19 protein-coding genes are annotated in these 19,101 nt (G+C 36.4%); 9 read left to right on the forward strand and 10 right to left on the reverse strand.

Going from position 1 to position 19,101, the window contains the following annotated elements; translation table 11 throughout:
• Nucleotides 1–40: 40 nt before the first annotated feature.
• Together Q0983_RS18840 and Q0983_RS18845 are read left to right on the forward strand one after the other, a co-directional pair.
• On the forward strand, nt 41–1,000 hold the full coding sequence (locus Q0983_RS18840) for a DUF3078 domain-containing protein (protein WP_299556532.1): 960 nt from the start codon (nt 41–43) through the stop codon (nt 998–1,000).
• A 296-nt stretch (nt 1,001–1,296) separates the two neighbouring features.
• Nucleotides 1,297–3,852 (forward strand): adenosylcobalamin-dependent ribonucleoside-diphosphate reductase, encoded by a 2,556-nt coding sequence (locus tag Q0983_RS18845; RefSeq protein WP_299556534.1) that lies wholly within the window; start codon nt 1,297–1,299, stop codon nt 3,850–3,852.
• Between the two features lie 51 nt (nt 3,853–3,903).
• Here the strand turns inward: Q0983_RS18845 and Q0983_RS18850 are convergent, their stop codons facing one another.
• A complete protein-coding gene (locus Q0983_RS18850; RefSeq protein ID WP_299556536.1) occupies nt 3,904–4,566 on the reverse strand; it encodes an ABC transporter ATP-binding protein in 663 nt (220 codons plus the stop codon).
• A gap of 623 nt (nt 4,567–5,189) precedes the next feature.
• On the opposite strand from Q0983_RS18850, the gene prfA reads away from it, so the two are divergent.
• The 3 genes from prfA to Q0983_RS18865 all read left to right on the forward strand — a co-directional run bounded on the left by prfA (nt 5,190) and on the right by Q0983_RS18865 (nt 7,975).
• Complete coding sequence (prfA, locus tag Q0983_RS18855; RefSeq protein ID WP_299556538.1) at nt 5,190–6,266, forward strand: peptide chain release factor 1; 1,077 nt, start codon at nt 5,190–5,192, stop codon at nt 6,264–6,266.
• An 8-nt stretch (nt 6,267–6,274) separates the two neighbouring features.
• Nucleotides 6,275–7,102: an orotidine-5'-phosphate decarboxylase gene (gene pyrF, locus Q0983_RS18860; protein ID WP_299556540.1), complete on the forward strand. Its 828-nt coding sequence runs from the start codon at nt 6,275–6,277 to the stop codon at nt 7,100–7,102.
• An 84-nt stretch (nt 7,103–7,186) separates the two neighbouring features.
• A complete protein-coding gene (locus tag Q0983_RS18865) occupies nt 7,187–7,975 on the forward strand; it encodes a helical backbone metal receptor (RefSeq protein ID WP_366141026.1) in 789 nt (262 codons plus the stop codon).
• Here the strand turns inward: Q0983_RS18865 and Q0983_RS18870 are convergent.
• Together Q0983_RS18870 and Q0983_RS18875 are read right to left on the reverse strand one after the other, a co-directional pair.
• Nucleotides 7,950–8,096: a hypothetical protein gene (locus Q0983_RS18870; RefSeq protein WP_299556542.1), complete on the reverse strand. Its 147-nt coding sequence runs from the start codon at nt 8,094–8,096 to the stop codon at nt 7,950–7,952. The genes Q0983_RS18865 and Q0983_RS18870 overlap by 26 nt on opposite strands.
• A gap of 77 nt (nt 8,097–8,173) precedes the next feature.
• Nucleotides 8,174–8,350: a Lacal_2735 family protein gene (locus Q0983_RS18875; RefSeq protein ID WP_299556544.1), complete on the reverse strand. Its 177-nt coding sequence runs from the start codon at nt 8,348–8,350 to the stop codon at nt 8,174–8,176.
• 158 nt (nt 8,351–8,508) lie between these two features.
• On the opposite strand from Q0983_RS18875, the gene Q0983_RS18880 reads away from it, so the two are divergent.
• Complete coding sequence (locus Q0983_RS18880) at nt 8,509–9,012, forward strand: hypothetical protein (protein ID WP_299556546.1); 504 nt, start codon at nt 8,509–8,511, stop codon at nt 9,010–9,012.
• 32 nt (nt 9,013–9,044) lie between these two features.
• Here the strand turns inward: Q0983_RS18880 and Q0983_RS18885 are convergent, their stop codons facing one another.
• Entirely contained in the window at nt 9,045–9,749 is a 705-nt protein-coding gene (locus Q0983_RS18885; protein WP_299556548.1) for a DUF4197 domain-containing protein, read from the reverse strand.
• Between the two features lie 235 nt (nt 9,750–9,984).
• Nucleotides 9,985–10,839, reverse strand: a complete 855-nt coding sequence (gene purU, locus Q0983_RS18890) for a formyltetrahydrofolate deformylase (RefSeq protein WP_299556550.1) — start codon at nt 10,837–10,839, stop codon at nt 9,985–9,987.
• Between the two features lie 148 nt (nt 10,840–10,987).
• Between purU and Q0983_RS18895 the strand changes: the two genes are divergently transcribed.
• Together Q0983_RS18895 and Q0983_RS18900 are read left to right on the forward strand one after the other, a co-directional pair.
• Nucleotides 10,988–14,416 carry a methylmalonyl-CoA mutase family protein gene (locus tag Q0983_RS18895; RefSeq protein WP_299556552.1) on the forward strand — a complete coding sequence of 1,143 codons (3,429 nt, stop codon included), beginning with the start codon at nt 10,988–10,990 and terminating at the stop codon, nt 14,414–14,416.
• 182 nt (nt 14,417–14,598) lie between these two features.
• The gene (locus tag Q0983_RS18900; protein ID WP_299556554.1) at nt 14,599–15,087 is read left to right on the forward strand and encodes a Crp/Fnr family transcriptional regulator; all 489 of its coding nucleotides are present in this window, start codon (nt 14,599–14,601) and stop codon (nt 15,085–15,087) included.
• A 274-nt stretch (nt 15,088–15,361) separates the two neighbouring features.
• On the opposite strand, the gene Q0983_RS18905 is transcribed toward Q0983_RS18900, so the two are convergent.
• Together Q0983_RS18905 and Q0983_RS18910 are read right to left on the reverse strand one after the other, a co-directional pair.
• The gene (locus Q0983_RS18905; protein ID WP_299556556.1) at nt 15,362–16,768 is read right to left on the reverse strand and encodes a sodium/proline symporter; all 1,407 of its coding nucleotides are present in this window, start codon (nt 16,766–16,768) and stop codon (nt 15,362–15,364) included.
• A 10-nt stretch (nt 16,769–16,778) separates the two neighbouring features.
• Entirely contained in the window at nt 16,779–17,213 is a 435-nt protein-coding gene (locus Q0983_RS18910; RefSeq protein WP_366141027.1) for a hypothetical protein, read from the reverse strand.
• A gap of 84 nt (nt 17,214–17,297) precedes the next feature.
• Between Q0983_RS18910 and Q0983_RS18915 the strand changes: the two genes are divergently transcribed.
• The gene (locus Q0983_RS18915; protein WP_299556558.1) at nt 17,298–17,741 is read left to right on the forward strand and encodes an Lrp/AsnC family transcriptional regulator; all 444 of its coding nucleotides are present in this window, start codon (nt 17,298–17,300) and stop codon (nt 17,739–17,741) included.
• Here Q0983_RS18915 and Q0983_RS18920 read toward each other — a convergent pair whose 3' ends face one another.
• From Q0983_RS18920 to Q0983_RS18930, 3 genes are all read right to left on the reverse strand, one after another.
• Nucleotides 17,742–18,242 carry a hypothetical protein gene (locus tag Q0983_RS18920; protein ID WP_299556560.1) on the reverse strand — a complete coding sequence of 167 codons (501 nt, stop codon included), beginning with the start codon at nt 18,240–18,242 and terminating at the stop codon, nt 17,742–17,744. It abuts the gene before it with no gap.
• Between the two features lie 24 nt (nt 18,243–18,266).
• Nucleotides 18,267–18,650 (reverse strand): VOC family protein, encoded by a 384-nt coding sequence (locus tag Q0983_RS18925; protein ID WP_299556562.1) that lies wholly within the window; start codon nt 18,648–18,650, stop codon nt 18,267–18,269.
• A partial coding sequence (locus Q0983_RS18930) for an MFS transporter (RefSeq protein ID WP_299556564.1) occupies nt 18,641–19,101 on the reverse strand: 461 nt, incomplete at its 5' end. The genes Q0983_RS18925 and Q0983_RS18930, both read right to left, overlap by 10 nt.

The raw sequence follows: 19,101 nt of genomic DNA on the forward strand, positions 1-19,101 counted from the left end.
GTTGATAAGAAATGAATTTAAAATAATCTAACAAAAAATCATGCGATACATTCTATTGGCACTAGTTTGCTTCTCATTTCAATTTTCAAATGCACAGCCCGATTCACTTTATTTAAAAGAAAAACCCAAAAAATATGATGGCCCGCAATGGGTTAAAAAGAACAAAGCTTCAATAGATCTGAGTGAAGTGGCGTTTGTCAACTGGAATGCCGGTGGGGTTAACTCCATTTCAGGACTTATTGGCTTACAGTCATCCAGGAATTATTCAGATAAATATTTTTCATGGCGTAATAACTTGGTCATGCGTTATGGGGTTAATAAACAGCAATCCAGAGAGCTTAGAAAAACAGATGATCTGCTTGAGATAAACTCAAATATGGGTTATAAGCCGGATGTTATGTCTAATTGGTATTACTCGGCAAGACTTAATTTTAGAACACAATTTGCAAACGGTTATAAATATCCCAATACGGATGATCCTATTTCCAGGTTTATGGCCCCTGGTTATTTGTTCTTCGGAGGTGGTATGGAGTACGGCAAGCGTATTGATAAATTATCGGTTTATTTCTCTCCTTTAACTTTAAAAGCAACGTTTGTTTTAGATGAAGATCTGGCAAATGCCGGTGCTTTTGGTGTTGATCCGGCGGAATTTGATGATGAAGGTAATGTTGTCATACCTGGTGAAAGGCTTAGAAGAGAGCTGGGGATTTTGGTTACTAACAGTTATGAAATGGAAGTGGCCGAAAATATAAATATGCAGCATCAGGTGAGCCTCTATACGGATTACATTAATAATTTTGGTAATGTAGATTTGGATTGGAGGTTGGATTTTGACTTTAAGGTGAATAATTATGTGCGTGCCAGGTTTGGATCACATATTCGATATGATGATGATGTAAAAACAACCAAAGAAACTGATGTTGAAGGCGAGTTTGATGAAGCCGGTGCCAAGATTCAGTGGAAGCAGTTTTTAGGAGTTGGATTCGCAGTGGACTTTTAAAAATTACGTTTAAATTCTTTTTGAAAAATTTGTTAACTTTTTTATGTTGATAAATTTTTAATTTGCTGATATTCAGATTTTTAACTTGTTTTTCTTGTAAACTTTATGATTTTTGTCATGTTTTGAATTATAAAGTTTGAGTATATTCACGTTCGAATTTTTTTAATCTATTCCGAACAAATTTTATACTCACTTATGAAACCACTATGGTTAAGGCAATCTTTAAATACACAACTAAAAATTGCATTAATCGTAAAAGGTTGCATGTGCCGACTAACAACTTTAAAAATTAACACATGAAACAAAATCTAACCAAAACGCTACCAAAAACTTACACCCAGGACCAAGCTTTTAACGCCTCACTAGAGTATTTTAAAAATGATGATTTAGCGGCCCGTGTATGGCTTAATAAATATGCCTTGAAAGATTCCGATGGTAATATTTATGAGCTTACCCCTAATGATATGCATCGCAGAATTGCAAGGGAGATTGCAAGAGTGGAACTCAAATATGCAAATCCTTTGAGTGAAGACGCTGTTTTCGATTTAATCAAGAACTTTAAGTATATAGTCCCCCAGGGAAGTCCCATGGCCGGTATAGGTAATCCGTATCAAATAGCATCACTTTCAAATTGTTTTGTTATTGGCAACTCGGGCGATTCCGATTCTTACGGAGGTATCATGAAAATTGACCAGGAACAAGTACAACTTATGAAACGTCGGGGTGGTGTAGGGCATGACCTATCACACATACGCCCAAAGGGCTCAGGAGTTAAAAATTCGGCGTTAACCTCTACCGGAATTGTGCCGTTTATGGAGCGTTATTCGAATTCTACCAGGGAAGTGGCTCAGGATGGAAGACGAGGTGCACTTATGTTATCTGTTTCAATTAACCATCCTGATTCTGAAGATTTTATTAATGCCAAGTTGGAGCAGGGAAAAGTAACAGGGGCCAATGTGTCTGTCAGGATTGATGACAACTTTATGAAAGCCGTTAAAAACGAAACAGAGTACACACAAAAATATCCTGTGTTTAGTAGTGATCCTAAGGTGTCTAAAACGATCCAGGCCAAAGATCTATGGGCAAAAATTGTGCATAATGCCTGGAAATCTGCAGAACCGGGCATTTTGTTTTGGGACACCATTACTAATGAATCCGTACCGGATTGTTATGCCGATTTAGGGTACAAGACGGTTTCTACAAATCCTTGTGGAGAGATTCCTTTGTGTCCGTACGATTCATGCCGTTTGTTAGCCATCAACTTATTTTCATATGTAGAAAACCCATTTACTGATCAGGCGTCGTTTAATTTCGATTTATTCAAAAAGCATGTTGCTTTTGCTCAAAGAATTATGGATGATATTATCGATTTAGAGCTTGAAAAAATCGATGCTATTCTTCAAAAAATAGATTCAGACCCTGAATCCGATGAGGTTAAAGGGGTTGAACGTAACCTGTGGATAAACATAAAAAGAAAAGCTGAAGAGGGGAGAAGAACCGGTATTGGGATTACTGCCGAGGGTGATATGCTAGCCGCTTTAGGTATTCAGTATGGTAGCGAAGCCGGAAATGCTTTTTCTTTGGAAGTGCATAAAACTATTGCTGTTGAGGCTTACAGAGCCTCGGTACATTTGGCAAAAGAACGTGGTGCATTTACCATTTTTGATGCGGACCGTGAAAAGGAAAACCCGTTTATCAATCGTCTTAAGGAAGCAGACAGTAAACTGTATTATGAAATGCTGGAATATGGCAGACGTAATATTGCGCTGTTAACGATTGCACCAACGGGAACCACCAGTTTAATGACACAAACTACTTCAGGGATTGAACCTGTGTTCTTACCGGTTTATAAACGTAGAAGAAAAGTAAATCCGGGTGATAAAGATGTCAGAGTTGATTTTGTTGATGAAGTGGGGGACTCATGGGAAGAGTATGTGGTATTCCATCACAGATTTAAACAGTGGATGGAGGTAAACGGTATTGATACTACTCAAAATTTTTCTCAGGAAGAATTAGATGAACTGGTTAAAAAGTCACCTTATTATAAAGCTACCTCCAATGATGTGGATTGGTTAAGTAAAGTGAGTATGCAAGGCGCCATTCAAAAATGGGTGGACCATTCTATAAGTGTAACAATTAATTTACCGAACGATGTTTCTGAAGATCTTGTAGGCGAGTTGTATCTTAAAGCCTGGGAAGTTGGATGTAAAGGAGTCACAGTTTACAGAGATGGATCGCGTTCAGGCGTATTAATTTCCAATGATGATAAAAAAGAAGAAGAGGCTAACAATACATTAACACCATTCCCGATTAAACGGCCGCAAGTTTTGGAAGCTGATGTAGTGCGTTTTCAAAACAATAAAGAAAAGTGGATTGCTTTTATTGGTTTAATAGACGATAAGCCCTATGAGATTTTTACAGGATTGATTGATGATGAAGATGGTATCTTAATTCCACGTTGGGTAAACAACGGGCTCATCATAAAGAATAGAAATGAGGACGGGACGTCCCGATATGATTTTCAGTTCAAAGACAAGCGCGGTTATAAAATCACCATTGAAGGACTGTCGTATAAATTCAATCCGGAATTCTGGAATTATGCCAAACTGATCTCCAGTACGTTGCGTCACGGTATGCCAATTGATAAAATTGTTGATTTAATTAATAGCTTGCAGTTAGATACGGAGTCTATTAACACCTGGAAAAATGGTGTGGGCAGAGCCTTAAAGCGTTATGTCGCCGATGGTACAAAGGCTAAAGGGCAAACGTGCACAAACTGTAAATCGGATAATTTAATCTACCAAGAGGGTTGTTTAACTTGTAAGGACTGTGGTTCTTCCAAGTGTGGTTAGCAATCAATAACCTGATGTGAAAGGAAGCTGAAAAGGCTTCCTTTTTTCGTTTTAACCCAAAGCACCCGAGCTTAAATATTTATAATCTTCAAGTTCTTTTAAATCAGCAATGTGTTTGGTACATCCATTTTTTAAAAGGTAAATATTATCTGAAGTGTCAATAATGTGTTTGTACATGTGATCGGTAACCACAATAACCTTTTCTAGCTTTTCAGTTTCAATCAAGGTCTTTATTTTTTCAATATGAAGTGGTTCAATATGAGAAAAGGGTTCATCTAAAAGCACAATGTCTCCCGGTTTTTTAAGTGTAATGTATAATTCAATAATTCTTCGTTCACCACCTGAAAGTTTACTGAATTTTGTGTTTTTGTAAATTGAGAGCGCTTTAAAATGTATAACAAATTCATTCCAATCCACCTTAAAAAGTGTAAATGCGGTTTTTAGCTTAAAAGATTTAGGTATGAAATTATGTTGCGGCAAATAACTAACCTTTTTGGTTTTATACAATGGTTTTAGGACCGGAGTGCCATCAATTCTGATAAGTTTATATTTTGATTTTAGATTTCCGAAAGCTATATTGAGCAAACAACTTTTTCCACACCCGTTGCTTCCTAAAATCCCTGTTACTTTTCCGGTTTCGGCTTTTAAATAAATACCGTTTAAAATACGCTTGTTGCCAAAATAAAGTTCAATACTATCAATCTCTAAAATCATACAAACTCTCTAAGAATTAAAAGGAAAGGAATGCTTAGTATTAAGTCTATAATATAAAGAAATGAAAATAGTTTTAAGTTGGAAATACCTAAGTTTTTGTAAAATGTTAGTTTGCGTTTAGCAGTTGTTTCGTTAGTAAAATACCATAAGAATCCCACTAAAAAAAGTTTGGTGATGAGAATAATGACCGGTTCAACTTTAAAGAACAGCAATAATGTATTAATTGCGAACGACCATAAAATTAATGGCCTGTAAAAAATCAATATGGACGATAATTGCTGCATGGTAATCATTGAAACGTAAAATAGCCTAAAATATTCTGTAAATATTGATAATAGGCTTTATCAGACTAACTTAAAATTCATAAATTATCGTATTTTTGGTGACCAAATAAAAGAATTTCTTAAAACGAATCTTGCCTGTCGGCAAGCAGGTGTCCTTAAGGCAAAACCATAGAGGTATACTTCAGTAAGTTTAGCACAGGTTGTGTTCGTTCCTTTTTTGACCATTTTGGTCAAAACCGAAATTCTGTTATTTAGATCCCGAAACCAATTCGGGATGACAATGTCAACGGAAACCCCGAGGCCTGGCCTCGAGGCATTTTTTTAGATTAAATGAGGCAGATGCTAGAGAAATTACAAATTGTAAAACAGCGTTTTGATGAGGTTAGTGATTTAATTATTCAACCGGATATTATTTCAGATCAGAAACGTTATGTGGAGCTAAACAGAGAGTATAAAGATTTAAGGGTTTTAATGGATAAGCGTGAAGCTTACATTGAATTGACCAATAATTTGGAAGAAGCGGAAGACATTATAGCTGACGGAAGTGATGCTGAGATGGTTGAAATGGCCAAAATGCAATACGATGAGGCTAAAGAAGGCATTCCAAAACTGGAGGAAGAAATAAGGCTCTTATTAATTCCAAAAGATCCTGAAGATGCTAAAAATGCGGTAGTGGAATTGCGTGCCGGAACCGGAGGTGATGAAGCCAGTATTTTTGCCGGTGACCTGTTCAGAATGTACACCAAATATTGCGAAGGCAAAGGTTGGAATGTAAGTACGGTGGATTTTAGCGAAGGCACCAATGGTGGTTTTAAAGAAATTCAGTTTGAGGTTTCCGGTGAAGATGTGTATGGGACTTTAAAGTTTGAAGCCGGTGTACACCGCGTGCAACGGGTACCGCAAACTGAAACACAAGGACGTGTGCATACCAGTGCCGCAACGGTCATGGTATTTCCGGAGGCAGAAGAATTTGACGTGGAAATTGATCCGAAAGAGGTTCGTATAGATTATTTCTGTTCGTCCGGCCCGGGAGGACAATCGGTAAATACAACCTATTCTGCAGTGCGTTTAACGCACATCCCTACAGGTTTGGTAGCGCAATGCCAGGATCAAAAATCACAACACAAAAACAAGGAAAAAGCTTTTAAAGTACTACGTTCGCGTTTATATGATTTAGAGCTTGCTAAAAAGCAGGAAGAAGATGCTGCTAAACGTGGAAGTATGGTGTCGTCCGGGGATAGAAGTGCTAAGATCAGAACTTATAACTATCCGCAAGGGCGTGTGACCGATCATAGAATTGGCTTAACACTTTATGATTTGCAAAATATTGTAAATGGCGATATCCAAAAAATAATTGACGAACTCATGCTGGCTGAAAATACTGAAAAGTTAAAGGCTGGTGATGACACTATATAGTTCTATTCGTGACAACAAACTGGCTTATTTCAGAAATTAAAAAAAAACAATCCTTTCTGTGTATTGGATTGGATGTAGATTTAAATAAAATCCCGGAACATCTTTTAAAAGAAGAGGATCCCATTTTTGCCTTTAATAAGGCTATTATAGATGCAACACATCATTTGTGTGTGGCTTATAAACCCAATACGGCCTTTTATGAAGCTTACGGCCTAAAAGGTTGGAAGGCGCTGGAGAAAACTATCAATTATTTAAACGAAAACCATCCGGGGATTTTTACAATTGCCGATGCTAAACGCGGTGATATTGGTAACACGAGTACCATGTATGCCAAAGCGTTTTTTGAAGATTTAGCTTTTGATTCGGTTACCGTAGCACCTTATATGGGTAAAGATTCAGTTGAGCCTTTTTTAGCTTTTAATGACAAGCACACTATTCTATTGGCTTTAACATCTAATCAGGGAGCATTTGACTTTCAGACTAAAACAGTTGAGGGTAAAGAATTATATAAGCAGGTGCTGGAAACTTCTAAAAACTGGAATAATTCTGAAAACCTGATGTATGTAGTTGGAGCCACAAAAGCGGAATACTTAGCAGAAATACGCCAAATAATTCCGGAAAGCTTTTTGTTGGTTCCCGGAGTAGGTGCCCAGGGTGGGAATTTGCAAGCCGTATGTAAATATGGGATGAATGATTCTGTTGGATTGTTAATTAATTCATCCAGAGGGATTATTTATGCCTCTAAAGGCCATGATTTTGCACAAGCTGCAGCGGCAAAGGCGGAAGCGCTACAAAAAGAAATGCATTTAGAATTGCAACGTCATTCTGAAGAGTGATAACAAGTTTACGTCGAGCTCGTCGAAATATGGGAATCTTCTTGTTTAAACGGATTGCCCGAAAAATCATTAATTTTCTTCGCAATGACAATTTCTTTTAAAGATCAACTTAACCGAAACATTTATTTAAAAGGCATACCTAAGCGTATTGTTTCTCTAGTTCCCAGTCAAACCGAGTTGCTTTGCGATCTGGGTTTGGAATCTTCAATTGTTGGCTTGACCAAATTTTGTGTGCACCCGGGGCATATCAAATCTAAATCCACTATTGCAGGAGGCACAAAACAAATTCATATTGATAGAGTAAGGGCATTAGAACCGGATATTATTCTGTGTAACAAAGAAGAAAACACTAAAGAAATTGTTGAACTATGTGAAACTATTTGTCCTGTTCATGTTTCAGATATTTATACGCTATCGGATAGCTTAGAGCTTATAACGCAGTATGGGGTTATTTTTAATGCAGTACAGAAGGCCCTGGCAATTTGTGAAGAAATAAAAAATGAAAGCGAAAGTTTTAAGGCTTTTGTAGCTAATAAGCCTGAGTTAAAAGCGGTCTATTTTATTTGGAAAAACCCCGCTATGGTAGCGGCAAATCATACATTTATCAATCACTTACTTCAACTGAACAAGTTTGATAATTTTTACAATGACAGGAGTCGTTATCCGGAAATTTCACTTGAAGTAAATAATGAAGCGGAACTGGTGTTGTTATCAAGTGAACCGTTTCCTTTTAAAGAGAAGCATAAAAAAGAGTTGAAAGATTTCTACCCAAATGCTAAAATTATTTTAGCAGACGGTGAAATGTTTTCCTGGTTTGGTTCCAGGTTAACAAAAGCGTTTCAATATTTTAAAGCGCTTCGTTCCAGTCTTTAGAATATTCAACCTTACTGATATCATCTACAAAGTTGTTGATTCTTCTTTCTATTTCCTTAAAGCTCAAAACTTTACTTAAGTTGGGCTTGATTTTACCCACTTTACAAAATTGGTTGTTCATAACGTTTCTTTTATACTATAAAATACGAAAAATAACGTAATTTGGATGTAAGAAAAAAGTTAAAGAATTACTAAAGTTTAGGACGCTGTTTGCACCATGTCCCTGGACAGGTAATTTAACCTGTTAATTTTGTCGAGAAGTTTAATAGCTTTGAATTCAGAAATATCACTTAACGCAGAATCCGTTTGTCTAAAATTGTAGGCCTGCTCAACAAGTTCTTTGTAACGTTTGTTGAGGGCATTTTTACGACTCATTATGAAATCTGATCGGCTCATTGACCTGCTAATAACAACTATTTAAATATACATTTTTTATCTGAATTTAAAAAATGGACTTTTAATGTTTTGTTAATGCCAAGGGTATTCCTGTTGTTTTTTGATACATTTAAGAAAACTACTTAAAACCGGAAACTATGAGACCTTTAATTTTTACGTTGATTTTCGCTTTAGCCGCTTTAGGAAATGCTCAAAACAGTGACTGCAAATGTTGCACGGAAAATCATGATGCGTTTGATTTTTGGGTTGGTACATGGGAAGTATTCAATAAAAATGAAACAGTAGCGGGTTACAATAATATTACACAAATTCAGGACAATTGTATCATTCAGGAGCATTGGAAAAGTGCTAAAGGAAAGTATACGGGAACCAGTAATAGTTTTTATAATGCAAAAAAGAAACGGTGGGAACAGATTTGGGTGGACAATCAAGGCGGTGTTTTACACTTAAAAGGAAATAGGGAAGGGAATCAAATGATTTTAAGTACTGATGAAGAAACCAATGAAAAAGGACAAGTGGTGAAGCATCGGGTTACCTGGACGAAAAATGAGGATGGCACCGTACGCCAATATTGGGAAGTTATTACGGATGGGAAAGATATAGCCGTTGCTTTTGATGGTTTATACAAAAAAGCCGAATGAAAAATCATTCAGCTTTAGGTATACTATAAAGATCAATCCTGTAAAGCAAAAACTTTTTTCAAAAGATCAGTTGTTCTGGAAGATAGTTTGGTTCTAATGTCTTTTTCTTCAACAGCAATCATGGTATAAACACCTTCAAGAGCTTCTTTGGTAACATAATCGGTTAGATCGGGGTTGACATCTTTGGTAAGTGGTAAATTATTGTACTTGGTAATTAAGTTATTCCAAATAGTGTCTGCACCAACTTTAGAAAACGAATTTTTAATTACCGGGTTGAACTTGGCATACAATGCCGATTCCGTTTTGCTGCTTAAATACCGGGTGGCAGCATTATCATTTCCAAGTAGAATATTTTTGGCTTCGGCAAACGTAATGCCTTTTACAGCATCAACAAAAATAGGTGTGGCTTCTTTAACGGCGTCTTCGGCCGCTCTGTTAAGAACCTTTAAACCTTCGTCGGCTAATTTGCTTAAGCCTATATCCCGTAAGGTTTTATCAACTTTCTGTAATTCTTCAGGTAAAAGAATTTTTACCAATTCATTTTTAAAAAATCCGTCTTTTTGAGTGAGTTTGGTTACTTGTTTGTCAATTCCAAAATTTAAAGCTTGCCTTAATCCTGAAGCAATTTCGGCATTGCTAATACCACCGCCCTGCGGTAACTCATTAATGACTTGTTGTAATTCGGCACAAGCCGTAAGATTGAAAATAAGTAGTAAGGTTAATAGTTTACGGGCCATAATTTTTTGTTTTAAAAGTACATGATTTTTTAGAAACATTATTTAGTTTTTTACGGAAGAGATATATTAAAAATAAAAAGACACCTGGAGAGACAGGTGCCTTTTCTTCAATTTTAAACTAAAGAATCCCTCGTCATTTTTTCAAACGTTTTTAGTTTCTCTATTACATAAGACACAAATAAAAAGATAAAGTCACAGATAGCTTAAAAATGTTGAATTCTAGAGGAAACTCTGGTTATGAGAAAATAACAGTCTTGTTATTGTAAACCATCACTTTTCTTTCGGCATGAAGTTTCACGGCGTTTGCCAATACTATTTTTTCAAGATCACGACCTTTGGCAATAAGATCCGGAATAGAATGCGCGTGTGTCACACGAGTGACATCCTGTTCTATAATAGGGCCGGCATCCAATTCTTCAGTAACGTAATGACTGGTTGCTCCAATAATTTTTACACCGCGCTTATAAGCTGAATGATAGGGTTTTGCCCCAACAAAAGCCGGTAAGAATGAATGATGTATATTGATGATCTTGTTGGTATACTTATTAATAAGTTTAGGAGATACAATTTGCATGTAACGCGCTAAAACAATAAAATCAATGCCGTATTCTTCTAATAGCTTTAGCTGCTGATCTTCAGCTTCATTTTTACGGTCTTTAGTTACCGGAATATGATAAAACGGAATATTAAAACTATCGGCAATAGATTTTAAATCGTTATGATTACTAATGATAAAGGGAATGTCTAAATTGAGCTCTCCGGAATTATAACGCCCTAAAAGATCATATAAGCAGTGATCGTATTTAGAGATGAACAGCGCCATTTTTGGTTTTACCTCAGAGGAATAAATACGCCATTTCATATCGAATTTATCAGCCAGCACAGCTTCAAAAGCCTCTTTAAACGCATTGGTAGAAAAGCTTTTAGAAGCGAATTCGCTTTCCAAACGCATAAAAAAGATATTTTGCTCTCTATCAACATGTTGGTCTATATAAACAATATTGCCATTTTGCTGAGCAATAAAATTGGTAACCGATGCAATGATACTGGGTTGATCGTTACAATTAATTAAAATAGTAATCTTATTCATATAGCTTTTACGTATTTTCAGTTGGTAAAATTAGCTTAAAAAAGTAGTTATGCTAATCATATTTTTAATTTTTGAAAATATTCGATAATTCTTAATTTTTTTTGAATATTTCGTAAATTGCGTGTGTAAAATCGTTGTTTTTTTATTAATGAAACAAACAAAGCCATATAAACCGAAACATAATATAAGAATTGTAACCGCAGCATCGTTGTTTGACGGTCATGATGCATCCATAAATATCATGCGCAGAATTATACAGGCAACAGGTGTGGAAGTCATTCATTTAGGGCATGACAGAAGTGTTGATGAAGTGGTTAATACTGCTATTCAGGAGGATGTAAATGCCATTTGTTTAACCTCCTACCAGGGTGGCCATAACGAATATTTTAAATATATGTATGATTTGCTTCAGGAAAAAGGTGCAGATCATATTAAAATTTTTGGAGGCGGGGGAGGTGTGATCTTGCCTGAAGAAATAAAGGCATTAATGAATTATGGTATTTCCAGAATTTATTCTCCTGATGACGGAAGGGAAATGGGGCTGCAAGGCATGATTAATGATTTAGTTGAGCAATCTGATTTTCCAATAGGGGATTTACTAAAAGATGACATTGATTTGATAACATCTCAGAACCACGGTTCAATTGCAAGACTGATTTCATCGGCAGAAAATTTTCCGGAGGTTTATAAAAATATATTGAAATTAATTCGTGATAAGGTTGAAAATTCAAACACACCGGTTTTAGGAATTACGGGAACGGGAGGTGCAGGAAAATCATCATTGGTTGATGAAATGGTGAGACGGTTTTTAGCAGACTTCAGTGGAAAGACTGTAGGAATTATTTCCGTTGATCCGTCAAAACGAAAAACAGGCGGAGCACTTTTGGGCGATCGTATCAGAATGAACGCTATCAACAATTCAAGAGTTTATATGCGAAGTCTTGCTACACGACAATCTAATTTATCACTGTCAAAACATATAGATGAGGCCATAGACATTTTAAAAGCATCTGGCTTCGATTTGATTATTTTGGAAACGTCGGGCATAGGGCAATCAGGTTCTGAAATTATTGAACACTGTGATGTTTCCACCTATGTAATGACCCCTGAATTTGGTGCTGCCACGCAATTAGAGAAGATCGATATGCTGGACTTTGCCGATGTGGTTGCAATCAATAAGTTTGATAAGCGTGGCGCATTAGACGCTTTACGTGATGTGAAAAAGCAATATATGCGAAACAATCATCTGTGGGATGTCCCGCAAGAAGATTTGCCCGTTTTCGGAACCATTGCTTCTCAGTTTAATGACCCGGGAATGAATACGCTTTATAAAGCGGTTATGGATGTTTTGGTTGAAAAAACAGGAGCGGATTTAAAATCTACATTTGAGGTTTCGCAGGAGATGAGTGAAAAGGTTTTTATAATTCCACCGTCCAGAAACAGATACCTTTCTGAAATAGCCGATAATAATCGCAGTTATGATAAAAGTGTGGATGAGCAAGTTGAAATTGCCCAAAAACTTTTCGGAATATATAAAACCATTGAATCTGTAGTTGAGAAAGAAGTTAGGCAAGTGCTCCTTAGTGATAAAGGCCTTAAAGCGGATGAGATCCTGAATCAGGCTCAGAATGACAAAAAGGAATTTATAAATTTATTGATAAAGGAGTTTGACAGAGAATGGTTAAACTTAGAGTTCCGGAATTGGGAAACAATTATTGGTTGGGAACAAAAAGTAAATCGATATAGAGAGGCTGTTTATAGCTTTAAAGTACGGGGCAAAGAAATAAAAATTGAAACACATACGGAATCGTTGTCCCACATTCAAATTCCTAAAGTAGCTTTACCAAAATATGAAGCCTGGGGAGGTATTTTGCGTTGGGTACTGCAGGAGAATGTACCCGGAGAATTTCCATATACTTCTGGCTTGTTTCCGTTTAAGAGAGAAGGTGAAGATCCGGCAAGGATGTTTGCCGGTGAAGGTGGCCCGGAACGTACTAACAGAAGGTTTCACTACTTAAGTCAAGGCATGCCGGCCAAACGGTTGTCTACAGCTTTTGATAGTGTTACGTTATATGGACATGACCCTGATAGCAGGCCTGATATTTACGGGAAAATTGGGAATGCCGGGGTAAGTATTTGTTGTTTGGATGATGCTAAAAAGTTGTACTCCGGTTTCAATTTAGCTGATGAAAAAACTTCGGTGAGCATGACCATCAATGGGCCTGCCCCCATGTTGTTAGGCTTTTTTATGAATGCAGCTATAGATCAGCAATGTGAAATTTACATAAAAGAAAATGGTCTGGAATCGGAAGTTGAAGATAAGATCAGTTTAATTTATAAAGGCAAAGAACGTCCAAAATATCATGGAGAATTACCTGAAGGAAATGACGGTTTAGGCCTTATGTTGTTAGGAGTTACAGGAGACCAGGTGTTGCCTGAACCTGTATATAATGCTATTAGATCAAGAACCGTATCTCAGGTTCGAGGTACGGTGCAGGCCGATATTTTAAAAGAAGACCAGGCACAAAACACCTGCATATTTTCAACTGAGTTTGCCCTTAGATTGATGGGGGATGTGCAGGAATATTTTATTCAAAATAATGTGCGTAATTTTTATTCGGTGTCTATTTCCGGGTATCACATTGCTGAAGCAGGAGCTAATCCCATCACACAATTGGCGCTTACTTTGTCAAATGGGTTTACTTACGTAGAATATTATCTGAGCAGAGGTATGGACATTAATAAGTTTGGTCCTAATCTGTCCTTTTTCTTTTCCAACGGAATAGATCCTGAGTATGCCGTTATTGGCAGAGTAGCAAGAAAGATTTGGTCTAAAGCTATGAAGTATAAGTACGGAGCCGATGAACGTGCTCAAAAATTAAAGTACCATATTCAAACATCGGGAAGGAGCCTGCATGCTCAGGAAATTGATTTTAATGATATTCGCACGACCCTTCAGGCACTTTATGCCATTTATGATAATTGTAACTCACTTCATACCAATGCTTATGACGAGGCAATTACCACGCCAACGGAGGAATCGGTGCGCAGGGCCATGGCCATTCAACTCATTATCAACAAAGAATTAGGCTTGGCAAAAAATGAAAACCCTACGCAGGGGGCGTTTATTATTGAGGAATTAACCGATTTGGTTGAAGAAGCCGTATTGTTAGAGTTTGACAGACTAACAGAGCGCGGTGGGGTTTTAGGAGCTATGGAAACCATGTATCAGCGTAGTAAGATACAAGAAGAGAGTTTATATTATGAAACTTTAAAACACAGCGGTGCATTCCCTATCATTGGTGTAAATACCTTTTTAAGTAGTAAGGGCTCTCCAACTATTTTACCTGCTGAAGTTATTCGCGCCACTGAGGAAGAAAAACAATTGCAGATACAAACACTTAAAGATCTGCATAAAAATAACGATACGGATAGTCTATTGAAAGCGCTTCAAAATGTGGCCGTAAATAATGAGAATATTTTTGAAGTACTTATGGAAGTTTGTAAAGTAAGTTCGCTTGGACAAATTACCAAAACACTCTTTGAAGTTGGCGGGCAATACAGGAGGAATATGTAGAGTTCATAATTTATTCTTTTCTCAGGCATATTTTATTTTGTTCAAAATAAAAATTAAAATATATTTACCCTTTGTGATTTTTTTCAATGGACTTAGTTAAATACAACAATATTTATAGCATCACGGTTTTAAACTCCATTACACCTTTGTCTAAGTCCCTGAATAATTTTTTGTCTCAAAAGATGAAAGCCACAAAATATAAAAAAGGTGATTTCATTGTAAAAAGTGGAGATATCTGTGATAGAATACATTTGGTAAGAAAGGGACTGGTAAGAGGTTATTTTGATTATAAAGATAATGAAGTAACTACCTGGGTTGGTGTTGATAGTGATTTGGTAACTTCAATTTCGGGTTATGTCAATAAAAGTCCTTCTTTAGAAAATGTAAGTTGCCTGGAAGATACGGTCACTGAAAGTTTAGGAGTTGATGATTTAGAGTATGCTTTAAAGAATTATCCTGAAATGACTACACTATACAGAACCATCATGGAACGCTATTATCTTTTTGCAGAATACAGGGTTTTTTTAAGTAGAATTCCTATTGCCAAAGATAGATATGATTATTTTTTAGAAATATACAGTGATGAAGTGATAAAACGCTTACCTAAGAAATATTTAGCATCCTTACTCAACATACGCCCGGAAACATTATCCAGAATGGTATTGAACTAAATTAGTTTTAGTAATAATTGACATATGTCAATTTGTAGGTGCTTTTTTTCAAATAATTGTTTGCCAATACATTTAAATTCGTATAATCAATTTATAGAATATTAAGCCCGACCAGGTATTATATACTAAACAAAAGCGCTGACTTATAAATTGAGGTCTCTCACAAAAAGCACATCATTTTTGGTGTGTTTTTTTTCGGTTTTTATCTTCAACATCATTCTTAATTATATGGGCCTTTCATGTAAACTATCTTGTTTATATAGAGACAAGGTCATTAAACAGGTGTCTTATTAAAGCCTAAAACATTAAAGACAAGATAGGTTGTTAAACTGGCTATCAGACCGGGAAAAAAACTGGCGATACCATGTTTATCCAATCCGTTTTGTTGCCATAGTATGGTTGTAGTTACACCACAAAGCACCATTATGAGTGCTGTGGTTTTAGCTGTTTTTTGTTTCAGTAGGCCTAATAGAAGAAAAGGCGTAAAGGCAACGGCTAGTACGCTCCATGAAGTCACTACAACAGTAAATACACTTTTAGAACCGTATAAGGCTATTAAGGCAATAAAGATGGCTATGGCAAAAGTAGCTGCCTTATTCCAAAACAGTGCATGCTTATCAGATACAAATTTTGAGAATAAATCCCTTATCAGGGTAGATGAACAAACTAAAACCTGGGAGTCGGCTGTAGAAATAGTAGAAGAAAACAACCCTGCCAATATTAAACCCAGAAAAAAATCTGAAAACATATCTTTTGAGAAACGAAGTAATGCCAGTTCCTGATCGAATGACGCATTTGAATAATGTACGCGTATAGCTAATGATACTATAACAAGTAATGTGGTAAAAAGTATTGAAAATATAATAAAATACCAGGAGGCTTTTTTAGAATTGTTTCGGGCGTCTTTAAGGGCCATGTATCTATTCATAACATGAGGTTGCCCCAATAAGCCCATGCCATGAAAAAACCAACCTAAGGCAAAAGCAAAAATTCCGAATTTTAAATTCTTAGGATATATAGCCACCAGATCCGGATCAACAATTTTTAATTCATTGTATAAACTCGAAAAGCCTCCAATGTTTTGTATTGAAAAGTAGCCCAAAACAGAAATGGCTATAAGCATAATTATGGCCTGTGCCACATCGGTCCAGATAGATGCGCGAATACCTCCTGACAGTGAATAAGCTAATATAATCACGGTAGCTACTACAACACTTAGATAGGTATTCCAGTTTAATATCTCATGGAGTGCTTTTGTACTGGACAATATTTGAGAGGACGCATAGGTACCTAAAAAGATAACTACGATTACGGCAAAAAGTTTTCTTAAAAAATCATACCCTCCGGCAAGGTTTGTAATGAGCTCTATATAAGTTAATGCTTTTGTCTTTTTTGTATAAAGCTTTATGTACTTATTGAAATTAGTAGATAAAAATTCTCCCAAAAACATGAAGAAGATAAACCAGATAGCCGATAGTCCATTTACAAAAATGTAACCCACAAAACCGGTGAACATAAAACCGCTGAAAGTGGAAGCAGCCGCGGAAATTCCGGAAAAAAAAGGTGAAACACTGGAACTGGCCAGTAAATAATCTGCGGAATTATTTTTTTTCTTTCTAAAAGAGTATATACCGATCCCGGTAAAAAGAAGCAGGAATAAAATAAAGTAGAATGATACCAAAACCCTGGGCTTATAGGGTCAACATCCAACTGCGTTGCAACTTTTTAAACTTTCTTAATTCGTTTCTCAGAATAGGGAGGAAGTCTTTGCCGTTACTGTTGGAACGTTCCAACCTATAGGAGTTTTTATAAAGCAAATTGGTGAGTTGTTTCAAAGAAGCAATGTGCTTGTGTTTTCTCTCAGAATAACGTTCTAATTCTGCGTTTGCAATTTCGGGGGCCAAAGACACCGATTGCTGAATAATATCACCTGAAAAATAAATATTAGAGTCTTCAGTACCATCTTCTTTAAGTGGTGCCAGGTCATCTTGCAAGTAGGACGAAATGCTTTGCGAAAGCGCAAAAATCTCTAAGGCTTTTCTATAAATCGGTAAATCCGATAGGTTTGGTGGGGTATTATGTAACATCATTCGCTTTTTCACTACAATTTTATCAAAATTACTCACAAGAAATCACATTCAACTTTAATATTTAAAGTAAATTTGTATTTTTGCTTTAAATTATATGTTTTTAGATTTAATTTTCTTTAAATGAAGATTGATCAGCTTAATTGGAAGATTTTAAGGTGTTTACAACAAAATGCCAGGCTATCTAATGCTGAAATCGGACGCCAGGTTGGAATAAGTTCGCCGGCTGTTTCCGAACGCATCAAAAAGATGGAAGATTTAGGTGTTATTGAAGGTTATAAAACAGCTGTATCACCGTTTGAAATAGGGTATCAGCTTAAGGCCATTATCACATTAAGGGCATTTATGGGAAAACTAAAGCCTTTTTTAGAAAAGGTTAAAACGTTTGATGAGGTAGTGAATTGTTACAGAATCACCGGTGATGAAAATATCGTTATGGAGGTGGTTCTGAAAAATCAAAGACACCTGGAAGCCTTTATTGATCAGTTAATAATTTATGGTGAAAGTAAAACGCAAATTGTCCTGTCCGATGTGGTAAAACAGAATGAGTTAAAACCACTTAAATAATTAAAGATCATCTAAATCGGGATTAAACGGAATATCATCATCCGGATCAATATCATCGTAATTAACTCCCGGCGGATTAAATAATCCCCACCTGTCAATAACATAGTTCCAACAATCAAATGTTTTTACCCATTCAGCAAAAAGAACTCGGAATTCATCTATTTCCGTTCGTAATAAATCCAGGTACTCCACATCTTTAAACCCATGCATTTGAATACCGCGGGCGTCCGTGATCAATTCCCTGGCGGCTTTTCTAATGATGGCAGCGTTTTCCATTCTAATGTCGTACAACATATCCTCATCTGCTGCTCCCGCAATTTTAGCCGGTATAATCAACGAATTTTCCTTGAGATAATCCAGATTATGATTGATCATTTCTGCTTGAATATCTTTTTCAAAATCTATTTCTGTTTTTTCCACGGCTTCTATAATATGGTCTACCAACTTTTGTATGGCCATAGCTTTTTTAAATACCGGTAATTTCTCCCATTTTTTAATCATAAATGTAAATGTTATGGATTTGGTTTAAGATTTGTCAATCCTCCAGGGTGGATTTTTCCTGTTTTTTCCGGCATGAAATAAAATGAGGCGATTTCCATCCGGATCATTTAAATGCGCTTCACGCCATAACCAGGTTTTGTTTTCAGGTAATTGTGTGAATTCAATACCCTTTTGCTGAAGGCTTTTGACAAGTCCATCTAAATGGTCATCCTCAAAATAAATGGTAATGCCTTCCCCTTTTGGTAATGCATCTACTTCATGAATTGAGAAGGTACTGTTTCCGTCAGGACATTCAAATCTTACATATCCCGGGAGCGCATCTACAATGAGACGCAATCCCAGGATTTTGTAAAATTCGGTTGCTTTTGCAACATCTAAAGATGGTATGGTAATTTGGTTTAAATCCATAACATTTCTTCTTCCATGTCAGCTTCCAGTTGTTTCTGCTCCTGTTTCTTTTTAACATTCAGGTAGTGTCTTAAAAAGAATAGTAAAAATACACAAAGCGCAGCTAATCCGGTAATGACAAACCATGTATTATCAAAACCTAATTTATCAGTCATTTGCAGCCCCATGTTATGCCCAAAGATATGGGCTATGGAGAATGCAATGGAATACAAAGCCATATACTCACCCTGGTTCCCCTTTTTAGCTCTGTCCATGGCAAAAGCATTAGAGAACGGGAAGGCAATCATTTCCCCAAAGGTCATTAATAGCATTCCTATAACCAGCACGCCTGTCCAGGAAGTTAAGTTTAATATGATGAAACTTAACCCCGTTAAAACAGCTCCAAAAAGCATAAGTCCTGCTTTTGTGAACGACGTATTCTCTAACCATTTTATAAGTGGCATTTCAAACA

Origin of the sequence: Seonamhaeicola sp. (assembly GCF_028281565.1) — a bacterium.
In the GTDB taxonomy this organism is placed as follows: domain Bacteria; phylum Bacteroidota; class Bacteroidia; order Flavobacteriales; family Flavobacteriaceae; genus Seonamhaeicola.